Origin of the sequence: Pseudonocardia parietis, from assembly GCF_017876315.1 — a bacterium.
In the GTDB taxonomy this organism is placed as follows: Bacteria; Actinomycetota; Actinomycetes; order Mycobacteriales; family Pseudonocardiaceae; genus Pseudonocardia; species Pseudonocardia parietis.
The window spans coordinates 60,133-76,179 of record NZ_JAGINU010000004.1 but is presented as its reverse complement, the minus strand read 5'-3'; the positions used below and the strand labels follow the sequence as shown (position 1 = coordinate 76,179).

At 72.4% G+C, this 16,047-nt stretch carries 19 protein-coding genes, 1 pseudogene and 1 riboswitch; of the genes and pseudogenes, 3 read left to right on the top strand and 17 right to left on the bottom strand.

Features of this window, described 5'->3' with window-relative positions:
* Positions 1-48 precede the first annotated feature (48 nt).
* Entirely contained in the window at positions 49-723 is a 675-nt protein-coding gene (locus JOF36_RS36530) for a GNAT family N-acetyltransferase (RefSeq protein WP_210036815.1), read from the bottom strand.
* Complete coding sequence (locus JOF36_RS41250; protein WP_210036814.1) at positions 720-1,481, bottom strand: lasso peptide biosynthesis B2 protein; 762 nt, start codon at positions 1,479-1,481, stop codon at positions 720-722. The genes JOF36_RS36530 and JOF36_RS41250 overlap by 4 nt, the downstream gene beginning before the upstream one ends.
* Between JOF36_RS41250 and istA the strand changes: the two genes are divergently transcribed.
* Positions 1,440-2,711: an IS21 family transposase gene (gene istA / locus JOF36_RS36520; protein WP_210026967.1), complete on the top strand. Its 1,272-nt coding sequence runs from the start codon at positions 1,440-1,442 to the stop codon at positions 2,709-2,711. The genes JOF36_RS41250 and istA overlap by 42 nt on opposite strands.
* Positions 2,712-3,548 carry an IS21-like element helper ATPase IstB gene (gene istB / locus JOF36_RS36515; protein WP_245350810.1) on the top strand — a complete coding sequence of 279 codons (837 nt, stop codon included), beginning with the start codon at positions 2,712-2,714 and terminating at the stop codon, positions 3,546-3,548.
* A 52-nt stretch (positions 3,549-3,600) separates the two neighbouring features.
* Here istB and JOF36_RS36510 read toward each other — a convergent pair whose 3' ends face one another.
* The 15 genes and pseudogenes from JOF36_RS36510 to JOF36_RS36445 form a co-directional block, all read right to left on the bottom strand.
* On the bottom strand, positions 3,601-5,433 hold the full coding sequence (locus JOF36_RS36510; RefSeq protein ID WP_210036813.1) for an albusnodin/ikarugamycin family macrolactam cyclase: 1,833 nt from the start codon (positions 5,431-5,433) through the stop codon (positions 3,601-3,603).
* Positions 5,434-5,566: 133 nt separating this feature from the next.
* A complete protein-coding gene (locus JOF36_RS36505) occupies positions 5,567-5,668 on the bottom strand; it encodes an albusnodin family lasso peptide (protein ID WP_210036812.1) in 102 nt (33 codons plus the stop codon).
* A 339-nt stretch (positions 5,669-6,007) separates the two neighbouring features.
* Complete coding sequence (locus JOF36_RS36500; RefSeq protein ID WP_210036811.1) at positions 6,008-6,598, bottom strand: hypothetical protein; 591 nt, start codon at positions 6,596-6,598, stop codon at positions 6,008-6,010.
* 129 nt (positions 6,599-6,727) lie between these two features.
* Positions 6,728-7,108 (bottom strand): WhiB family transcriptional regulator, encoded by a 381-nt coding sequence (locus JOF36_RS41655; protein ID WP_210036810.1) that lies wholly within the window; start codon positions 7,106-7,108, stop codon positions 6,728-6,730.
* Positions 7,109-7,233: 125 nt separating this feature from the next.
* Entirely contained in the window at positions 7,234-7,638 is a 405-nt protein-coding gene (locus tag JOF36_RS36490; RefSeq protein ID WP_210036809.1) for a single-stranded DNA-binding protein, read from the bottom strand.
* 176 nt (positions 7,639-7,814) lie between these two features.
* Positions 7,815-8,108 carry a hypothetical protein gene (locus JOF36_RS36485; RefSeq protein WP_210037163.1) on the bottom strand — a complete coding sequence of 98 codons (294 nt, stop codon included), beginning with the start codon at positions 8,106-8,108 and terminating at the stop codon, positions 7,815-7,817.
* An 84-nt stretch (positions 8,109-8,192) separates the two neighbouring features.
* Positions 8,193-8,591: a hypothetical protein gene (locus JOF36_RS39770; protein ID WP_245353224.1), complete on the bottom strand. Its 399-nt coding sequence runs from the start codon at positions 8,589-8,591 to the stop codon at positions 8,193-8,195.
* A 13-nt stretch (positions 8,592-8,604) separates the two neighbouring features.
* A pseudogene (locus JOF36_RS41555) lies at positions 8,605-8,880 on the bottom strand (DUF418 domain-containing protein); the annotation flags it as partial.
* Between the two features lie 118 nt (positions 8,881-8,998).
* Positions 8,999-10,009, bottom strand: coding sequence for a bifunctional DNA primase/polymerase (locus tag JOF36_RS36475; protein WP_245353222.1), 1,011 nt, complete (start codon positions 10,007-10,009; stop codon positions 8,999-9,001).
* 698 nt (positions 10,010-10,707) lie between these two features.
* On the bottom strand, positions 10,708-11,394 hold the full coding sequence (locus JOF36_RS36470; protein WP_210036807.1) for a maleylpyruvate isomerase N-terminal domain-containing protein: 687 nt from the start codon (positions 11,392-11,394) through the stop codon (positions 10,708-10,710).
* Between the two features lie 274 nt (positions 11,395-11,668).
* On the bottom strand, positions 11,669-12,034 hold the full coding sequence (locus JOF36_RS39760) for a WhiB family transcriptional regulator (protein WP_210036806.1): 366 nt from the start codon (positions 12,032-12,034) through the stop codon (positions 11,669-11,671).
* A gap of 126 nt (positions 12,035-12,160) precedes the next feature.
* A complete protein-coding gene (locus JOF36_RS36460; RefSeq protein WP_210036805.1) occupies positions 12,161-12,568 on the bottom strand; it encodes a single-stranded DNA-binding protein in 408 nt (135 codons plus the stop codon).
* A gap of 506 nt (positions 12,569-13,074) precedes the next feature.
* Positions 13,075-13,650, bottom strand: coding sequence for a hypothetical protein (locus tag JOF36_RS36455; RefSeq protein ID WP_210036804.1), 576 nt, complete (start codon positions 13,648-13,650; stop codon positions 13,075-13,077).
* A gap of 89 nt (positions 13,651-13,739) precedes the next feature.
* Complete coding sequence (locus tag JOF36_RS36450; protein ID WP_210036803.1) at positions 13,740-14,558, bottom strand: hypothetical protein; 819 nt, start codon at positions 14,556-14,558, stop codon at positions 13,740-13,742.
* A gap of 321 nt (positions 14,559-14,879) precedes the next feature.
* Positions 14,880-15,077: a hypothetical protein gene (locus JOF36_RS36445; RefSeq protein ID WP_210036802.1), complete on the bottom strand. Its 198-nt coding sequence runs from the start codon at positions 15,075-15,077 to the stop codon at positions 14,880-14,882.
* A gap of 204 nt (positions 15,078-15,281) precedes the next feature.
* A riboswitch (TPP riboswitch) is annotated at positions 15,282-15,383 on the top strand.
* A 123-nt stretch (positions 15,384-15,506) separates the two neighbouring features.
* Between JOF36_RS36445 and JOF36_RS41545 the strand changes: the two genes are divergently transcribed.
* The gene (locus JOF36_RS41545) at positions 15,507-15,968 is read left to right on the top strand and encodes an SDR family NAD(P)-dependent oxidoreductase (RefSeq protein ID WP_210036801.1); all 462 of its coding nucleotides are present in this window, start codon (positions 15,507-15,509) and stop codon (positions 15,966-15,968) included.
* Positions 15,969-16,047: the final 79 nt, after the last annotated feature.

Sequence of the window (16,047 nt, the reverse complement as noted above, 5' to 3'; positions counted from 1 at the left end):
AGACGGCCTGCTCAGGCGGTCTGCCCGGTCGCATCGTTGCTGCGGTGGTCACTGCGGCGCCGCACTCAGGGCGGTGCAGTTTGCCGGATCAGGGTCTGGTGGGGCCAGGTACTCGTCGGCGACCACGTCCATGATCAGTTCGTCGGCCTCGGTGCCGTTCCAGTAACCGGCGCGGCGCAGCCGCCCGGCATGACGGAATCCGGCCTTGTCGTAGGCGGCGATCGCGCCGGTGTTCGGCGCGAGGACCTTGAGCCACACCGAGCGCAGCGCGCTGATGGTGAACGCGTAGTCCAGGGTCAGGCGGGTTGCCTCGGTGGCCAGGCTGCGGCCGCGGCCGTCTTCGCCGAGCAGGATGATGAACTCCGCGGTGCGCACGTAGTGGTCGATGCGCAGCGCGCTGGTCCCGACCGGCACGGGCACGCCGCCGCGAGTGAGGTCGTAGATGGTGAACCGCGGGATGGTTCCCATGCTGCGGGCCTGGGCGTCGTAGCCAGCCAGGCGGGCTTCGAGGGATTCCGGGGTCTGGCGGCCCATGCCGGCGATGACGGTGGGTTCGTTCTCCCACCGCCAGTACAGCTCGGCCAGCTCGCGGGTGAACGGGCCGAGCGCGGCGCGCTGGCCCCGCATCCACAGCAGCGGCGTTGCCGCACCGGTGTTGTCGGCGCCGGTGCTCGTGCTGCGGGGGACGCTGGTGTCGGTGTGGCCTTTGGAGGTGAGGGTCATGGGGTGTCTCCTCTCGCCGCCCGGCCGCGGTCGCGCGTGGGCGCGGGGGGTTCGGGCAGCTGGATCAGTGGTGTGAAGCGCAGCGTGGAGGTGGGCTCGCCGACGGGGCAGCCGTCGAGGCTGAGCCAGGCGTGCAGCCTGATCGGGTCCGCAGCGATTCCGTGGCACCACCCAGCTCGCCGGCCGGTCACGGCCAGGGCGAGCATCGCCGCGACGGTTTCCTCCAAGCACGCTGTGCGGAACGGAGACAGACGCCCGATGACGCGTACGCAGTCTAGGACGCGGGCGGCCTGTGCGGGGCTGGCCGCGCGTTGTGCGAGCCGGGTGGCGTGGACGAGGCGCAGCATGCGGGCGAAGCCGCGGCTGCGGCGCCCGGTCACGCGCACGAGGTGCACCGTGAGTAGGGCGAGTACGGCGGCCGGGGCCCACGCGCGAGAAAACTGTGGTGCTGGGGCCAGGGCCCCGGGGGCTTCCTGGGTTCCCCAGCTTGGCCGGGTCGGGCCGATGCGGGTGTCGTAGGCGGGCCAGGGCCGAGCCTCTTCAACCTCGGTGGGGGCCAGCAGCCCTGCCGTGCGCAGTCGCTTGGCGAGGTCGGCGGCCGCGGCGCTGGTTGTGGCGCCGGTGGCGGCGAGCTCGACCCAGGTCTTGTCGACGACGCGCTGAGACTGACCCTCTAGCGACGGGTTGGGACTGACCCCTCCATCGAGGCTGGAGGGGTGATCACGTTGGAAGAGTGGGCTGAGGTCCGTCGTCTGCACCGCGCCGAGGGCGTGCCGATCAAGGAGATCGTCCGCCGGCTGGGACTGGCGCGAAATACGGTGCGGGCGGCGTTGCGGGCCGACGCGCCGCCCTCGCGGGAGCGTGGACCGCGCGGGTCGTTGGTGGACAAGGTGGAGCCGCAGGTCCGGGCCCTGCTGGCCGAGTATCCGAGGATGCCGGCGACGGTGATCGCCGAGCGGATCGGCTGGACACACTCGTTGACCATCCTCAAGGACCGGGTGCGTGAGCTGCGGCCGTTGTTCGCCCCTCCCGACCCGGCGGACCGGATCGAGTACGCCCCCGGTGAGCTCGCGCAGTGCGACCTGTGGTTCCCGCCGGTCCCGATCCCGGTCGGTGCCAGCGGGGCGCGGGTCCTGCCGGTGTTGGCGATGACCTGCGGCTTCTCCCGGGTGACGGACGCTGTGATGATCCCGTCCCGCAAGGCCGGCGACATCCTGGCCGGGATGTGGGAGATCATCGCAGGGTGGGGCCGCTGTCCCCGCACGCTGGTCTGGGACCGCGAGGCCGCGATCGGCGGCACCGGGCGACCCGGCGTCGAGGCAGCTGCGTTCGCCGGGACGCTCGGGGTGCGGATCAAGCTCACCCCGGCACGGGACCCGGAGTCGAAGGGACTGGTGGAGCGGCGCAACGGCTACTTCGAGACCTCCTTTCTGCCCGGACGCAGCTTCGTCTCGCCGTTCGACTTCAACGCCCAGATCGAGACTTGGTTGACCGAGGTGGCGGGCGCCCGGCACCTGCGCTCGATTGGGACCACCCCCGCCACGCGGTGGCCGATCGACCGGGCCGCGATGGTCGCCCTGCCGCCGGTGGCGCCGCAGGTCGGGCTGACCGGGCGGGTTCGGCTGGCGCGTGACTACTACGTGCGCGTCGACGGCAACGACTACTCGGTCAACCCGGCCGCGATCGGCCGGTTCGTCGACTGGATCGCCACTCCCGCCCTGGTCGCGGTCACCTGCGCCGGGCAGATCGCGGCCACCCACGAGCGGGTCTGGGCCAGCGGCGCCACGGTGACCGATCCCGAGCACCGGGCCACCGCCCGCGCCCTGCGCACTGCGTTCACCGCCGCCCGTGACCGCGCCCGCCATGACACGCGCTCCCACACCGATGGGCACGTCGTGGCCCTGCGCGCGCTGCCGGATTACGACGCGCTCTACGGCGTGAACTTCGACCCCGCACCCGACCCGACCGCCACCGCTGAAGGGCAGTAGATGACCACCCCGAAGACGACCGCGACGACCAGCACGACAGCAGCCACGGAAGCCACGAAGACCGGTGGCGTGAGCACCGAGCTCGGCTCGAAGCTGGCCTACCTGACTCGCGTGTTGAAGACGCCCACGATCGCCCGCGTCTGGGACGACCTCGCCGCCCAGGCCCGCGACCTGAACTGGTCGCACGAGGAGTACCTGACCGCGGTCCTGGAGCGCCAGGTCGCCGACCGTGAGTCCGCCGGCACCACCATGCGCATCCGCACCGCCCACTTCCCGGCCGTGAAAACGCTGGAGGAGTTCAACCTCGACCATCTGCCCTCTCTGCGCCGAGACCTGCTCGCCCATCTGGCGACCGGCACGTTCGTGGCCAAGGCCGAGAACGTGATCCTGCTCGGACCGCCCGGGATCGGGAAGACCCACCTCGCGATCGGGATCGGGGTCAAAGCCACCCAGTCCGGGCACTCGGTGCTCTTCAACACCGCCGGCAACTGGATCACCCGCCTCGCTGCCGCGCACCAGGCCGGGCAGCTGGAGGCCGAGCTACGCAAGATCCGCCGCTACAAGCTGATCATCATCGACGAGGTCGGCTACATCCCCTTCGACCACGACGCGGCGAACCTGTTCTTCCAGCTCATCGCCTCTCGCTACGAACAGGGCTCGGTCATGGTCACCAGCAACCTGCCCTTCGGACGCTGGGGCGAGGTCTTCGGCGACGAGATCGTCGCCGCCGCGATGATCGACCGCCTCGTCCACCACGCCGAGGTCCTCACCCTCTCCGGCGACTCCTACCGCACACGCGCCCGCCGCGAACTCCTCGCCAAAGACCGCGACAACTAGCACGAACCGGGCACACAGGGGTCAATCCCAAACCGTCGCCAGGGGGTCACTTCTAACCCGCCGTTGACAGGTCTGTCGCTGGGTACCGATCAGGGTCCAGACCGCGCCGGTGCGCTCGTGCAGGAGCACCAGCGCGTGGCCGAGGTCGACGGCTCGCACGTCGGCGGGCCGGGTCAGGTACTGGTTCATCGTGCGCCTCCTGCAGTCCCACCGGCGGTGGCCGGTGGGACGGTTCCGGTGGCCCAGCGGGCCACCGCCGGCCGGGTGGCGATGGCGTGTAGCCAGACCTCCGCGGCGAGGACGGGGTTGAGCTGGTGGAAACCAATGCTCGGGGCCCGGCGGCGGCCCGGGTGAGCAGCGCGCGGTAGCGGTCGGGGTCGAGCAGCCCTTGCTCGGCGAGGCGTCCGTCTGCGAGCTGGTGCAGCCCTTCGAGGTGGGCGCGCAGGCCGCGGTACTGGTCGGCGGTGAAGTCACCCTTGGTGCGCCGCTGCGCGACCTGGTCAGGCAGCAGTCCGGCCATCGCGTGGCGTAACAGCGGCTTGTAGTCGCCCGGTCCGGCACGCAGGTGCCCGGGTACGGCCAGCGCCGACGCGGTCACGGCGGGGTCGGTGAACGGGTTGTGCAGGCTGATCCCGTAGCGCTGCTCGGTGATCTGGGCATCCGCACGTGCGGTGCGCGCCACGAGCTGCATCCCGGCGCGGGTGCGGGTGACCTCGCCCGGTACGCCCCGCCGGGCCTGGGCGAGCAGCGGCCACGCTGGGGTGCGCCGCAGCCGCGCCCACCCCAGCACATGTCGGGCCAGCAGCGCCCGGGCGGACAGGCCCGGGGCGGCGGCCAGGTCGGACAGATAGCCCGGCTGTGGCCCGAGCAGCGTGTCGCCGCCGTCTCCGGTGAGCAGGTCGGTGACCCCGCGCTCGGCCAGCGCGGCAAGCTCGGCGTCGAAGCGGGCGATCGCGATCGTGCTCGGCGCAGGCTCGTCCGTGGCCGCGACGAGATCGAGCATCCGCCCGTACGGGACGTGCTGGTCGGCCAGCGGGCACAGCAGGTGCTCCAGCCGGGGATCGTGCCCGGCCCGGTTGGCGTGGGCGACGGCGGCCCGGGCGTAGTCCAGGTCGCCGCCACGGTCGACCCCGGCTGGATGCACGGTGACCGCGAGCAGCTCCCGCCCGCGGGCGTGGTGGGCCAGCAGCATCGCCAGCGATGTCGAGTCGAGCCCACCGGAACAGTCAGCGGCCACCCGCGGTCCGCCGACCCCGGCCACGGCATCGGCCAACGCGGCGCGCAGCGCCAGCGACGACCAATGCCCGCCTGCGCTCTCCCGGCTCGGGACCGGCCGCGTCGCGATGCCGCCGCCGTGCCGCAGGGTCAGGCGCGTGCCCGGCGGTACCGGGGTGACCCCGGCAAACGCCGAGCGGGCCCTGGCGTCGTCCGTGGTGGTGGGGTCGAGTTGGGCACGCAGCCAGTCCTCGTCGACGTCCGCGTCGGTGAGCGCGGCCAGCGCCAGCGAACTCGACCCCCACAGCACGGCGCCGTCGGCGCCGGTCGCGGTGTAGATCGGCTGCACCAGACCGTGGTCGGTGAACAGCACCGTGGCATCGGCACTGATCTCGATCACTGTGTAGGCGCCGGGGAACACCGAACCGGCGTGATCGGGCACCCCCGCGCTGGCCCAGCGTCTGAGCACGGTCGGGTCACACACCGCGCGACCCACCACGACCACCGTGCGCTCGCCCGCTGAGGCCAGCGTGATCTGCTCGCAGGACCAGGCGCCGCACAACCACGCCCGCCGAGACCACCCCACCAACCGGGCCCCGACCGGGACCGGGCGGGCGTGCTCCGGGCGGTCGTGCGGGACCATGCAGCCGCCGAACCAACGCATGCTCATCGAGATCGAACCCCCTTCTGGTGTGGGACAACTCCCGGCACGGGCGCCCACTGCGGTGCGACAGCGATCGGGCAGAAACGGGCGGGCCCGGTGGACGACGTGCGTCCACCGGGCCCGCGCTACCCCTTGTCGATCAGGAGTAGATGTAGCGCTTGTCCTCCGACGTGCCGGACCCGCCGCCCTCGGTCAGAACCGCCGCGTCGCCCAGCTCGACCAGCTCGGTCTCACTCGACATGCCATTCACCTCCTCTCTGTACGAACATCGACCCGCACCTCGGGAGTGGGGCCGGTGCGGTCCCACCGCCGGTCGCGGTGGGACGTGGCTCGCCCGCAGGCGGCGGGCCCGGCGCGGCGGGGCCGCGCGCTCGCCCGACCGGTGTGACACCACCCGTCCTGCGATCGGCGAACCCGCGAGCGGGAGTCGTGGTGTCACCCGGTGTCGGGTGTGGCAGGCGCGGCATCGGTGAAGCCGGGTTCGACGCCTGCAGAGTCACCACGGCCCACCGGTGCCGGTCGGGGCCGGGCTCCAGCCCCTCTTGCCGCTGCGCCCGGACTCAACCCGCCTGCGGGTTGGTCAGCCGATGTCGAGCGCGCAGCGCCAGCTCTGGGGTCGGGCCGTCGCCGCGTAGTCGCGCAGCACCTGCTCGTCGACCGGCTCCGGGTCGAGCACGGCGACGCTGCGGGCGGGCAGGAAGCGCAGCGTGTCCTCGCCCGGGATCGCGATGCCGACGCGTTCGCCGCCGTCGCGGGCGTAGCGGTTCGGGCCGATCCACCGGACCTCCCCGGTGATCCCGACGTTCTTGCCGCGCCGGGTGAGCGAACGAACGAGGCGGCCCACCCGGGGCGCGGTGGTCCCGGCCTGCTCGATCTCGAGCAGATGCGGCACCAGCCGCCGCCGGTACCAGGCCAGGGCCGCGGCCTGGACCTGCGCAGTCGCGTCGACCGAGGCACCGTTGTGGTAGGTCCAGCCACGGGTGCTGGCGTACTCGCGGGCGCTGACCCGCTCGCCGTCCCAGATGACGGCGAAGAAGTCGCTGTCGTCGTAGCCGTTGTGCTCGTAGGTATCGAGCACCGCCCCGGCATGGGACTGCTGCGGATCGCCGCAGCGCCGTCCACTGTTCTTGATCTCCATCGTGCAGGCGGGCCCGCACACGGTGATAGCCATGCGCACCTCCAGGTCGTCGTGATCTGCCTCGTCAGCCCCGGCGGACGCGGCGTTCGGCGCAGGCGGCCTGCGCGCGGGCGCAGGAGTGGTCTCGGGTCGGCGCGGCGCGGCCGCCGTCGCTACCCGCGGTCAGGCGCTGGCGGCGAGCCAGCGGTCGAGGGTGCGCGCGCTGATGCCGTACTGCTCGGCGACGGCGACGCGCCGGGTGCCCTGGCGAACACACGCCACCGCCGCGGCCCGCCGCGCCTGCTGCGGGCTGTGACCCGCAGCAGGCCGGCGCGGGGGGCGGGACGTGGCGCGGCGGCGGCGCTCGCCGTCGGTCGTGCCGCCCCACACCCCGAACTCTCCGTGCCGCAGCGCCCAGTCGAGGCAGGCCGCGGTGACCGGGCAGCGGCGGCATACGGCCTTGGCCTGCTCGATCTGGCGGGCCGCAGGTCCGCTGGTCCCGACGGGGTGGAACAGCTCCGGGTCCTCGGCCCGGCAGGGCAAGTTGTTGTGCAGGAAGTCCATTACTGCTCACCTCACAGAGTCAGCTCGAACGGGGCCCGGCCTGGCCGGGTCGGGGAATGTCGGGTGGAGACCGGGCGGGGCGCCGCCACTGGGGCTCAGGCGCCCCGCCCGGTAGCCGCCCGGGGTTAGGCGGCCGGCGCGGTGGTCGACTCGCCGCGCTCGCGCCGGGTCGGGCGCGTGATGGTGATCTGGGCCTTGCGGGTGTCGCCTGTGACGATCCGGGCATTCACCTCGGTGCGCGGGACCTCGCGCGTCTGACCGTCGTCGTCGGTCACGGTGAACGAGTTGTCGCACAGCTCGCCGATCACGATCACCGGATCACCGGAGCTGAGGTTGCTGGCGTTCTCGGCGACGCGCCCGAACGCGACCACGCCCAGCCAGAGGGTCTTGCCGTCGCGCCACTCACCGCTGTCGCGGTCCTGGTAGCGCTTGTTGATCGCCAGAGAGAACTGGAGCCTCGCCCGGCCGGTGTGCTCGTTGAACTCGAAGGTGGGCTGCTTGCCGATGTTGCCGGCGTAGATCTGGTCCATGGTGGGTGCCTCCTGAGGGTGTCGGGCTGGTTGGTGACGCGGCCCTGCCTCAGCGCGCCGTGGTGGGGCCCGAAGGGGCGGCGGGGGTTCGGCGCTGGCCCGAGCGGTGTGGGAACCGCGTCAGCGGTCCGAGCCATCGGCGAGGCTTGTCCCACCCGCTCGGCGTCGGCCCCGGTTCATCGCCGCGAACCCCACCGCGGTGTGCTGATCTTCGGGCGTCTCCACACCGAGCTCCGACACGCTTCAGGAGGCGTCCTCTGGCGCAGACACCACTTGTCACATCCGCTGGACCGAGCCGGGGTCGTCCTGCGCGGCGCGGATGGGTCGCCGATCTCGGTGGTGAATCGCTGCAGGAAGTCCAGGTCACCGGTGACGGCGACGCCGTCGTCGTCGGTGCCCACGAACAGCACGTGCGTGCCCTCCGGCGGGACCTCCAGCCCCAGCCGGTCGCCGGCCTCGCTCGCTGTCATCAGGGACGCACCGCCGTATCGGGCGGTGACCCAGTGGATCTGCACTGCTGGTGCCTCCAACGCTGTAAGTCACGAACGGCGGGGTCAGGCCGCGATCGCGGCGCTGCCTTGAGCGATGGCGTCGCCGATGCCGGAGATGCCCCAGCAGGACGCGATCTCCTCCCAGCTGCCGCCGCAGGGGTGTGCGCACGCCGCCCCGGCGGGGCACGGTGTCCACTGTTCGGCGATGTAGCCGACGACCTCGCCGCGGGCCCACTGGTCGTAGGTCGCGACCTCGGCGCCCAGCAGGGCCTCGGCCTGCTCGTCGCCGGGGTAGATGCCCCCGCACGCGGCGCGCAGCTCGCCGCGGGTCAGGTAGGCCAGCCCGGCCTGCCCGGCGTCCCACGGGTCGGTGAAGCAGCCGACCGGCTCCCCGGCCCGGAGGGCGAGGTCGCCACAGCCCGACCAGCCACACCCCGACGGCGACGGCGGCGCCGCCCGCACTGCTCGTCGCCGCGCCGAGGCCGAGCACGGCCGGTGCGAGCAGGACGAACAGCACCGTCTCCTGGAACACGTAGAAGGTCAGCGACCGCTTGCCGAGTGCGGCGAGCGCCCACACGACCGGACTCTGCCTGTCCTGCCAGGCGTGCCCGAGCAGGCCGAACGCGGCCGCGTAGGCCAGTCCGCCGGCGAGCCCGGTGAGTACGTGGACGGTCACGAGGATCCCGCCGACGACCGGGGCGGGCTGCCATGCGCCGGTCCCGATCAGCGCGGCCGGGATCCCGCCGGCCACCGACAGCGCGATCCCGTCGGCCAGTACGCCGAACAGCTCCTCGGCGTAGGCCGGGCTGGCGTCGGGGTTGCGCGCACACCACTGGGCCGGTGCATCCGCACTCTGTGCCAGCGGCCGGTCACGGCCCCGCGTCTGCCGTGTCGTCGTCGCGGGTGCTGGTGTGTTCGTCGATGTAGCGCGGGTCCTCGGCGCCCTTGTGCAGGCCACGGGCGATGGCGTCGTTGGCCTGGTCGGGGCCAAACGCGTCGTCGCGGATGTGCCCGGCGGCCGCCTCGCGCAGCAGCGCCGCGACGTGGTCGGCCTCCAGCTCTCCGCCACCGACGAGCCGGCCGAGCCGGTAGGCGGTGAAGTAGAGAGTGGACTGGCGGCTCCCGGCCTGCGCCGCGGCGACCTGGCCGACCTCGTCACGCAGGATCGCCGCGACGTAGGCGTTGGCCCGCCGGGTCGGTAGCGCTACCGCCGCGGGCCGCTGCGGCGGCGGCGCGGGAGTGAGCAGCGTGGCCAGCCAGTCGGGCAGCTCGGTGATTTGGCCGTGCTCGGCCACGATGTAGGCCCCTTCGGGACGGACGCTGCCGGCACCGACGGCCATCCCGCCCCATGCCCGGGTGTCGATCAGTGGGCCGAGGCTGCCACTCAAGCCCTGAGTGGTGTTGTGCAGTTCGAGTCCGGCCGGCATCCGGTAGTAGAGGTGCTCGCCGTGCGTCGGGGTCCGCGTCGAGTACGTGTCGGTGAGCTCGCCGCTGTGGCGGGCGGCGAGCTGGTCGAGGACCTCGCGGCCGGTGGTGGCCCCGCCCCAGTCGGGCAGTGGGTCGGTGCTGGTGTCGAGGTCGATGACCACGATCCCGGACGGGCCGCACGCGATCCCGACGTTGAATCGGGGTTGTCCGGACCACCAGGCATAGATCTGGGCGCGGTCGCGGGTGGCGCGCTGTTCCCAGCCTTGGTGGCCGTCGGCGCAGATCCCGCGTTGGCGGCAGTGCCGCGCGGCGTGGCGGGGCACGGCGGGGAGCTTTTCGCCGGGTTTGACCGGGAATACGAAGAGTCCGGCGGCGGCCGCGTCGAGCGCGGCCCCGCGCAGCCGCACCACCTCCGGGTCCTGTCGTCGGCTGCGGCGTCGCGTGCGTGGCATGGGTTGTCTCCCTCCCGGATCACCCGCCGGGGTCCAGCATCGCATCGACCGGTGCGGGTTTGGGATACATCAGTGCTGGTCGAGGTGACATCGGTGCTGGTCTTTTGGTCGTGGAGCTGCGCGCCGGGCCTAGCGACGCCGGGGATGCGCCCTGGGGGCGCGGGAGGAGCACATCCGCATCCTCGGCTCGACACTGTCGTTGTCGGGCACTTCGCGGCGCAGCCACACCGTTGGCGGGGTTCTCCTCGACCGGGCAGGGCGTACTGAGGCGGCCGCCGCGCGGTCGGATGGCTTGGATCGTCGGTGTCGGTTGTTCTGTTGCGCTCGTGGCGATGGAGCTGATCGAGAGCAGCGCCCGCACCGGGTCAGGATCCGGTGGGGTTCAGGTGGTCGTCGGCGACCACGTCCATGATCAGTTCTTCAGCGTCGGTGCCGTTCCAGTAGCCGGCGCCGCGCAGCCACCCGGCATAACGGAATCCGGCCTTGTCGTAGACGTTGATCGTCCCGGTGTTCGGGGCGAGGACCGTGAATCAGACCGAGCGGAGCTGGCAGATGCTGCAGGCGTCGTCGAGGGTCAGCTGTGTCACCTCGGGCCCGGGGCCGCGCCCGTCGGCGCCAAGCAGGATGATGAAGCTGCTCGTCGGGTGCTCGCCGAGCCCGCTGCTGTCGCGTGCCGGGGGATTCAGCCACGACCCCGGTCAGCGCAGCAGCGGGAATACCGGTGTTGGCGTGCGTCCCGTCGCGGTCTCGATCAGTGCGACCGGGTCGGCGATCTCGGCCAGCAAGTGCGCGGTCTCGCGCAGGGCGGTCGGTGCCACGTCGGGTGCGTGGCCCAGGGCGTCGAGGACGTCGAGCAGGTGCACCGTCGACTCCAGCAGCACGATCCGCACCGCTTCGCCCCACGTCGTGACCCCGTCGGCGGCCGGCCACGCAACGACGTCCGCGCCGGCGTGCTTGTTGAGGATGGCGACGGCGTGCGGGGCGTCGTGGGTGAAGATGCGGCGCAGCCCGTCTGGCCCCGTTGCGGCGGCCGCGCGGACCGCGCCGTCGGCGACCTCGGCCGCCATCTCGTGCGCGACGCCGGTGGCAGCGTTGAAGCCGCGCAGGATCTCGGCCGCCGTCAGCGCGACGCCGGGATCGGGCGGCGGCGGCGGGGCGTTGCGTACCGCGTGCGGGAACAGGCCGACGTGTGCGTAGAGCGCGGCGACGTCCCAGCCCGCGCAACGCGACGGGCTCGCCCAGTCGTTGCCGGTCAGGGTTGCGGCGATGCGGGCCCAGGCGGCCCAGGTCGCGTCGAGGGCGTCGACGCGGTCGCGGTAACGGACGTCGTGCACCATTGCTCCCCAGTGGGCCCGGCCGCTGCTCACGTCGCCGAGCTGTTCCACTTCACCACTGTTGTGCCCAGAGCATGAAGCCGAGTAGGGCCACGCCCGAAGCCGTACTGACTCACTACGGAAATCGCCGAACGTCGCCAGACGTCGACGCCCCGGAGAGTAGTGACCCGCCTGTGATCACTGCTCTTGACTTCCGGCTGCACTGCGCACCTACGTCGAGGGCACTCGAACGGCAGCATGCTTGCCGCGAGATTTTGCCGCAGGTGCGCGAGCGCAGGGAGTCGATCTCGGGGCGGGGCTGGCCGTGTGGCGTTGGCACCTGCCGCTACGCCGCGGCGGCGAGCCAGCGTTCGAGGGTGCGCAGACTGATGCCGTATTGCTCGGCGACGGCGACCCGCTGGGCGCCCTGGCGGACGCGGGCCACCGCGGCGGCCCGCCGCGCCTGTGTGCGGCTGCGTCCCGCAGCAGGTCGGCGCGGTGTGCGGGGCTTGGCGCGGTGGCGCTCGCCTGCGGTCATCCCACCCCAGATCCCGTAGTCGTGACCGTTGGCCCAGGCCAGGCAGGCAGCGGTGACCGGGCAGCGCCGGCACACGGCTTTGGCCTTCTGGATCTGGCGGACCGCAGGGCCGTCGGGGAAGAACAGCTCCGGGTCCGCACGGCTGCATGCCAGGTCGTTGTCCAGGAAGTCCATCACTGCTCACCTCACACAGTCGGGATTGGACGGGAGTGGCCTCGTCGGGCCGGGGGAGGGTGGAGTCCGGGCGGGGCGCCGCCGCTGCTGGGCAGGGGCGCCCCGCCCGGTGGCCGCCTGCGGGGGTTAGGCGGTCGGCTGGGGAGCGGTCGTCGACTCGGTGCGCTCGCGCCCGGGCCGGCGGGTGAGGGTGGTGCTCGCGCGGCGCAGGTCGGGGCCGATGGCCTGGGCCCGCAGCTCGGTGCGCCGGACCTCGCGGTCCTCCCCGGCGGGGGTGTAGGAGTTGTCGGCGAGCTTGCCGATCACGATCACCGCGTCCCCGGTGTGCAGGGACTGGGCTGCGTTCTCGGCCAGGTCGCGGAACGCGACCACGTCGGTCCAGACCGGCTTGGCATCGCGCCACTGTCCGCTCTGGCGGTCGAGGTAGCGCTCGTTCTGCGCGATGGAGAACCGCAGCACGGCATCTCCGGTGCGCTCGCTGTGGACCAGCTCGGGCTTCTTGCCGATGTTGCCGACCAGGGTGATCTCGTTCATGGGGGGTCTCCTGAGGGTGTCGAGCTGGTGGGTGACGCGGCCCGGCCTCAGCAGGGCGTGGTGGGGGCCGGTAGGGGCGGCGGGGGTTCGGGCTCGCCCGAGCGGGTGGGAACCGCGCCAGCGGTCCGAGCCCCCGTGCGAGGCCCGTCCCACCCGCTCGGTGTCGGCGCCGGTTCATCGCCGCGAACCCCACCGCGGCGTGCTGACCTTCGGGCGTCTACACACCGAGCCCCGACACCCCAGGCAGCCCGCCCAGGCGCAGACCCTGCCGCCGCGACCCGCTGACCGAGCCCGGCTTCTCGAACGCCGGTCGTACCCGTCCACGCTGGTACGGGTTTGTGGTCAGCCCGACGGGTGTCCCACTCGCGCTGCGACTGCGGTCGGTCGTCGGCGACGATCGGTACCCGGTCACCGGCGCAGCTCGGCGATCCCGATCTCGTGCATGCCTTTCACGACGATGGCGGGGCGCCACCGGTGTGGTGGCGCGCCGTCGGTGTGGGTGTGGGTCAGTGCCAGACGACGTCGCGCTGGTGCTCGCGGGCGTAGAGCGCGATCTCGCGCAGGTGGGCGAGGCGGTCCTGCAGGTAGCCCTCGACGCGGCCGAAGTCGTAGTTCGTGGCGTTGAGGTCTCGGGCCGGGAGTCCGGGGTCGGGCGGGGCCAGGGCGAGGGCCAGCTCGACGCGGCCGAGCATCTGCTCGGCGGTCAGCGACCCGATCAGCGGGTTCGGTTCCTCGGGCAGTGGCGGCGGGGCTCCGCCGGGCGCCGGCTCGCGCACGTCGTCGGCGCCGAGCTCGGCGGCAAGCCCGAGCGCGCGCAACAGCAGCCGCGCGTTGACGCTGCTGACCTCCAGACTCGGCTCCTGGTCGGTGCTGTAGTGCACGACCACGAACGCGCCGTATGCCACGGGGTCGCCGCAGTAGGGATCGGTACAGAACCGCAGGTGGTCGGCCAGTCCGGCGACGGCGGCGTCGTAGTCGGCGAAGTAGCGCTGGTCCTGCGGCGGATGCGCCGGGCACACGATGCTGGCGCCCCACTCCTGCGGGCCGTCGGCCGGAGCGCCGGGACAGAAGGTGACACCCATGGTTCGGAGCCGTCCTTTCGACAGAAGCGATGACGGGGTAGTGCGGTCGGGAGGGCTCGTGCCCGCCTGGGCCGTGGTCGGGCCGGTGGTCAGTGCGGTGCCTGCGGGTGGCGCAGGGTGTGGCTGTGCAGCACCGGTGTGGTCGTCGCGGCCGGGGCGTAGACGTGCTCGACGCGTTCGACCCGGTGGCTGTAGGGCAGGACCCGCACGGACTCGGGCGACCCGGTGTCGGCGTCCGGGGAGGTGTGGGTGAACCCGCGCTGTGACCACCAGCGCGGGCGGTGGATCTGCTCGTGGCACACGGCGATGGCGTGCTGGGCGTCCACGGCTCGCACCAGCACGGTCACCGCGCCGTGCAGGCGGGTGGTGCGGTAGCGGGCCGGGACCCCGACCCAGCCGCGGCCGGTGGGCATGAGGTCGTGGAAGTCTCGGGTGGTGGCGCGGACGTGGTCGCTGCTGATCGTGACCAGGTAGGTGTGGCCGTCGGTGCGGGCCCGCCGCGACAGGTGGGCCACGAGCAGCGAGCGGTCGCCGTGGGCGTCGGGTGCGTCGGTGAGCACCGGGCGACAGGTCGGGGAGGTCCGCTCGATGCGGTCGTGGGGTGCGGGCAGCCGGGTGGCTGCAGTGAACACGATGTCGTCGGCGGGGGTGAACGTGGCCCCGAACAGCTTTCCGGGTTGGCCCTGGCAGGCCTCGACGGGCAGCGTCCACTCGTAGGTGCTGACGGTGTAGCTCATCTGTCGCCCGACGTCGTCGGTGCGGGTCGGGCCCACCGCGACGCCGGCCAGCAGCGGCGGGCAGTGCTGGTCCACGCACACCGACGCGACGGTGCAGTAGATCCGGTCGCGCCCGTCGTGGACCACGTCGTAGACACCAGCGACCAGCTGGTGGGCAATACCAGGCAGCAACCTCCATGTCCTCGGTCACGATGGGGTGCTCGTCGGTGATGGTGAGGGTGCCGATCACGGTGCGCATCACTGGCCTCCTGGTGCCGGGTCTGGGTGAACGCGGCCCGCCTCAGCACACCGGGCAGGGGCCCCGGTCGGGGCGGTGGCGGTTCGGGCTGGCCCATCCCGGTGTGACCCCGTGCGGAGCTCTCGCCGGTGAGGGGCGGGGTGAGCGGGTCTCACCGGGATGGGTCGGTCGGGTTCGTCGGCGCGCAGCCCATGGCTGGTGTGCTGACCTTCGGGCGTTCACCCCGGCCCCCGGCTGCCAGGTGCCGTGCTCGGTCAGCCGGTGTCGTTGCCCCACACCGCCGCCTCGGCGGTGTGGCCGCGATGGCCGGCAGCGCGTCCGAGGTCGGTGAACTGGATGTGCACGACGGCGCCGGCGTCGTGCTTGGCGACATGCGGGTCGATCCACTCGAGGCCTGCAGAGACAGCGATGGTTGATCTTGTCGACCAGGTTGGGCGATCGCGTCGTCGCACCCAGCCTCGCCGTGGAGCGGGGCGACGTGGCCATGGCCGGGTGCCGGTACCACGAGCGGTCGCCGAGCGCTCGCGCCTCGTCCCTGCCCGGTCGTGGTGGTGGGTCGGTCGGACTCGTCGTCCGGCGAGACCTCATCGGCCGGTCTGTGCCGTCGTCGGGCACGGCGTCGGTCGCCGACGGGCGATCGACGGGGATACGGTGGCTGGTGTGACACGGGGTGCTGCCGGTCCGTCCGGTGGCTGAGAGGAAACCCGTCGAACCTGATCCAGGTCGTACTGGCGAAGGGAATGTCACACGGTGCACACGCCGGTTCGTTCCGCGTGCACCGTGCGGTATGCCCTCGTCCCGCACGAGAGGCACGATGCATGACTGACACTGCAGGCGACGAGTCGATCCCCATCGAGCAGGCTGAACCGGCCGCGACCGCGTTGGCCGACCAGGTCGTGGTGGTCAGCGGGGGTGGCCGGGGCCTCGGCGCGGCCATCAGCCGGGCCTTCCTCGGCCAGGGAGCCTGCGTCGCGATCGGCTATCACCGCAGCCGTGACGCCGCCGAGGTACTGGCCGCCGAGTATCCGGGCCGCGGGTTCGCGGTGCCGCTCGATGTCACCGCCCCGGATCAGATTCGGCAGGGTGTGGACGGTGCAGCGGAGCGTTTCGGGGAGCCAGTCACCACGGTGGTCAATAACGCTCTGGTCGATTTCGCCTTCGACGGTGATGCACAGCCGAGGGCCGATGAGCTCGACCTGCCCCGCGCGCTCAGCGATTTTGTCGACCATGTCGTCCCTGAGCTGCAGCGGCGCGGACGATTCCGCACCAGCTACGACGGCCACACCCTGCGCTCACACCTCGGGCTCAGCGTCCCAGCTGTCGGCGCGCCGGCACGCTGCTGAGCACGCAAACGCTGGCGCACGTGGCCCCGTAGCCGATGCCTGCGGTGCTTACTCGGTTCGACGTGAACCGGGTGAGCCG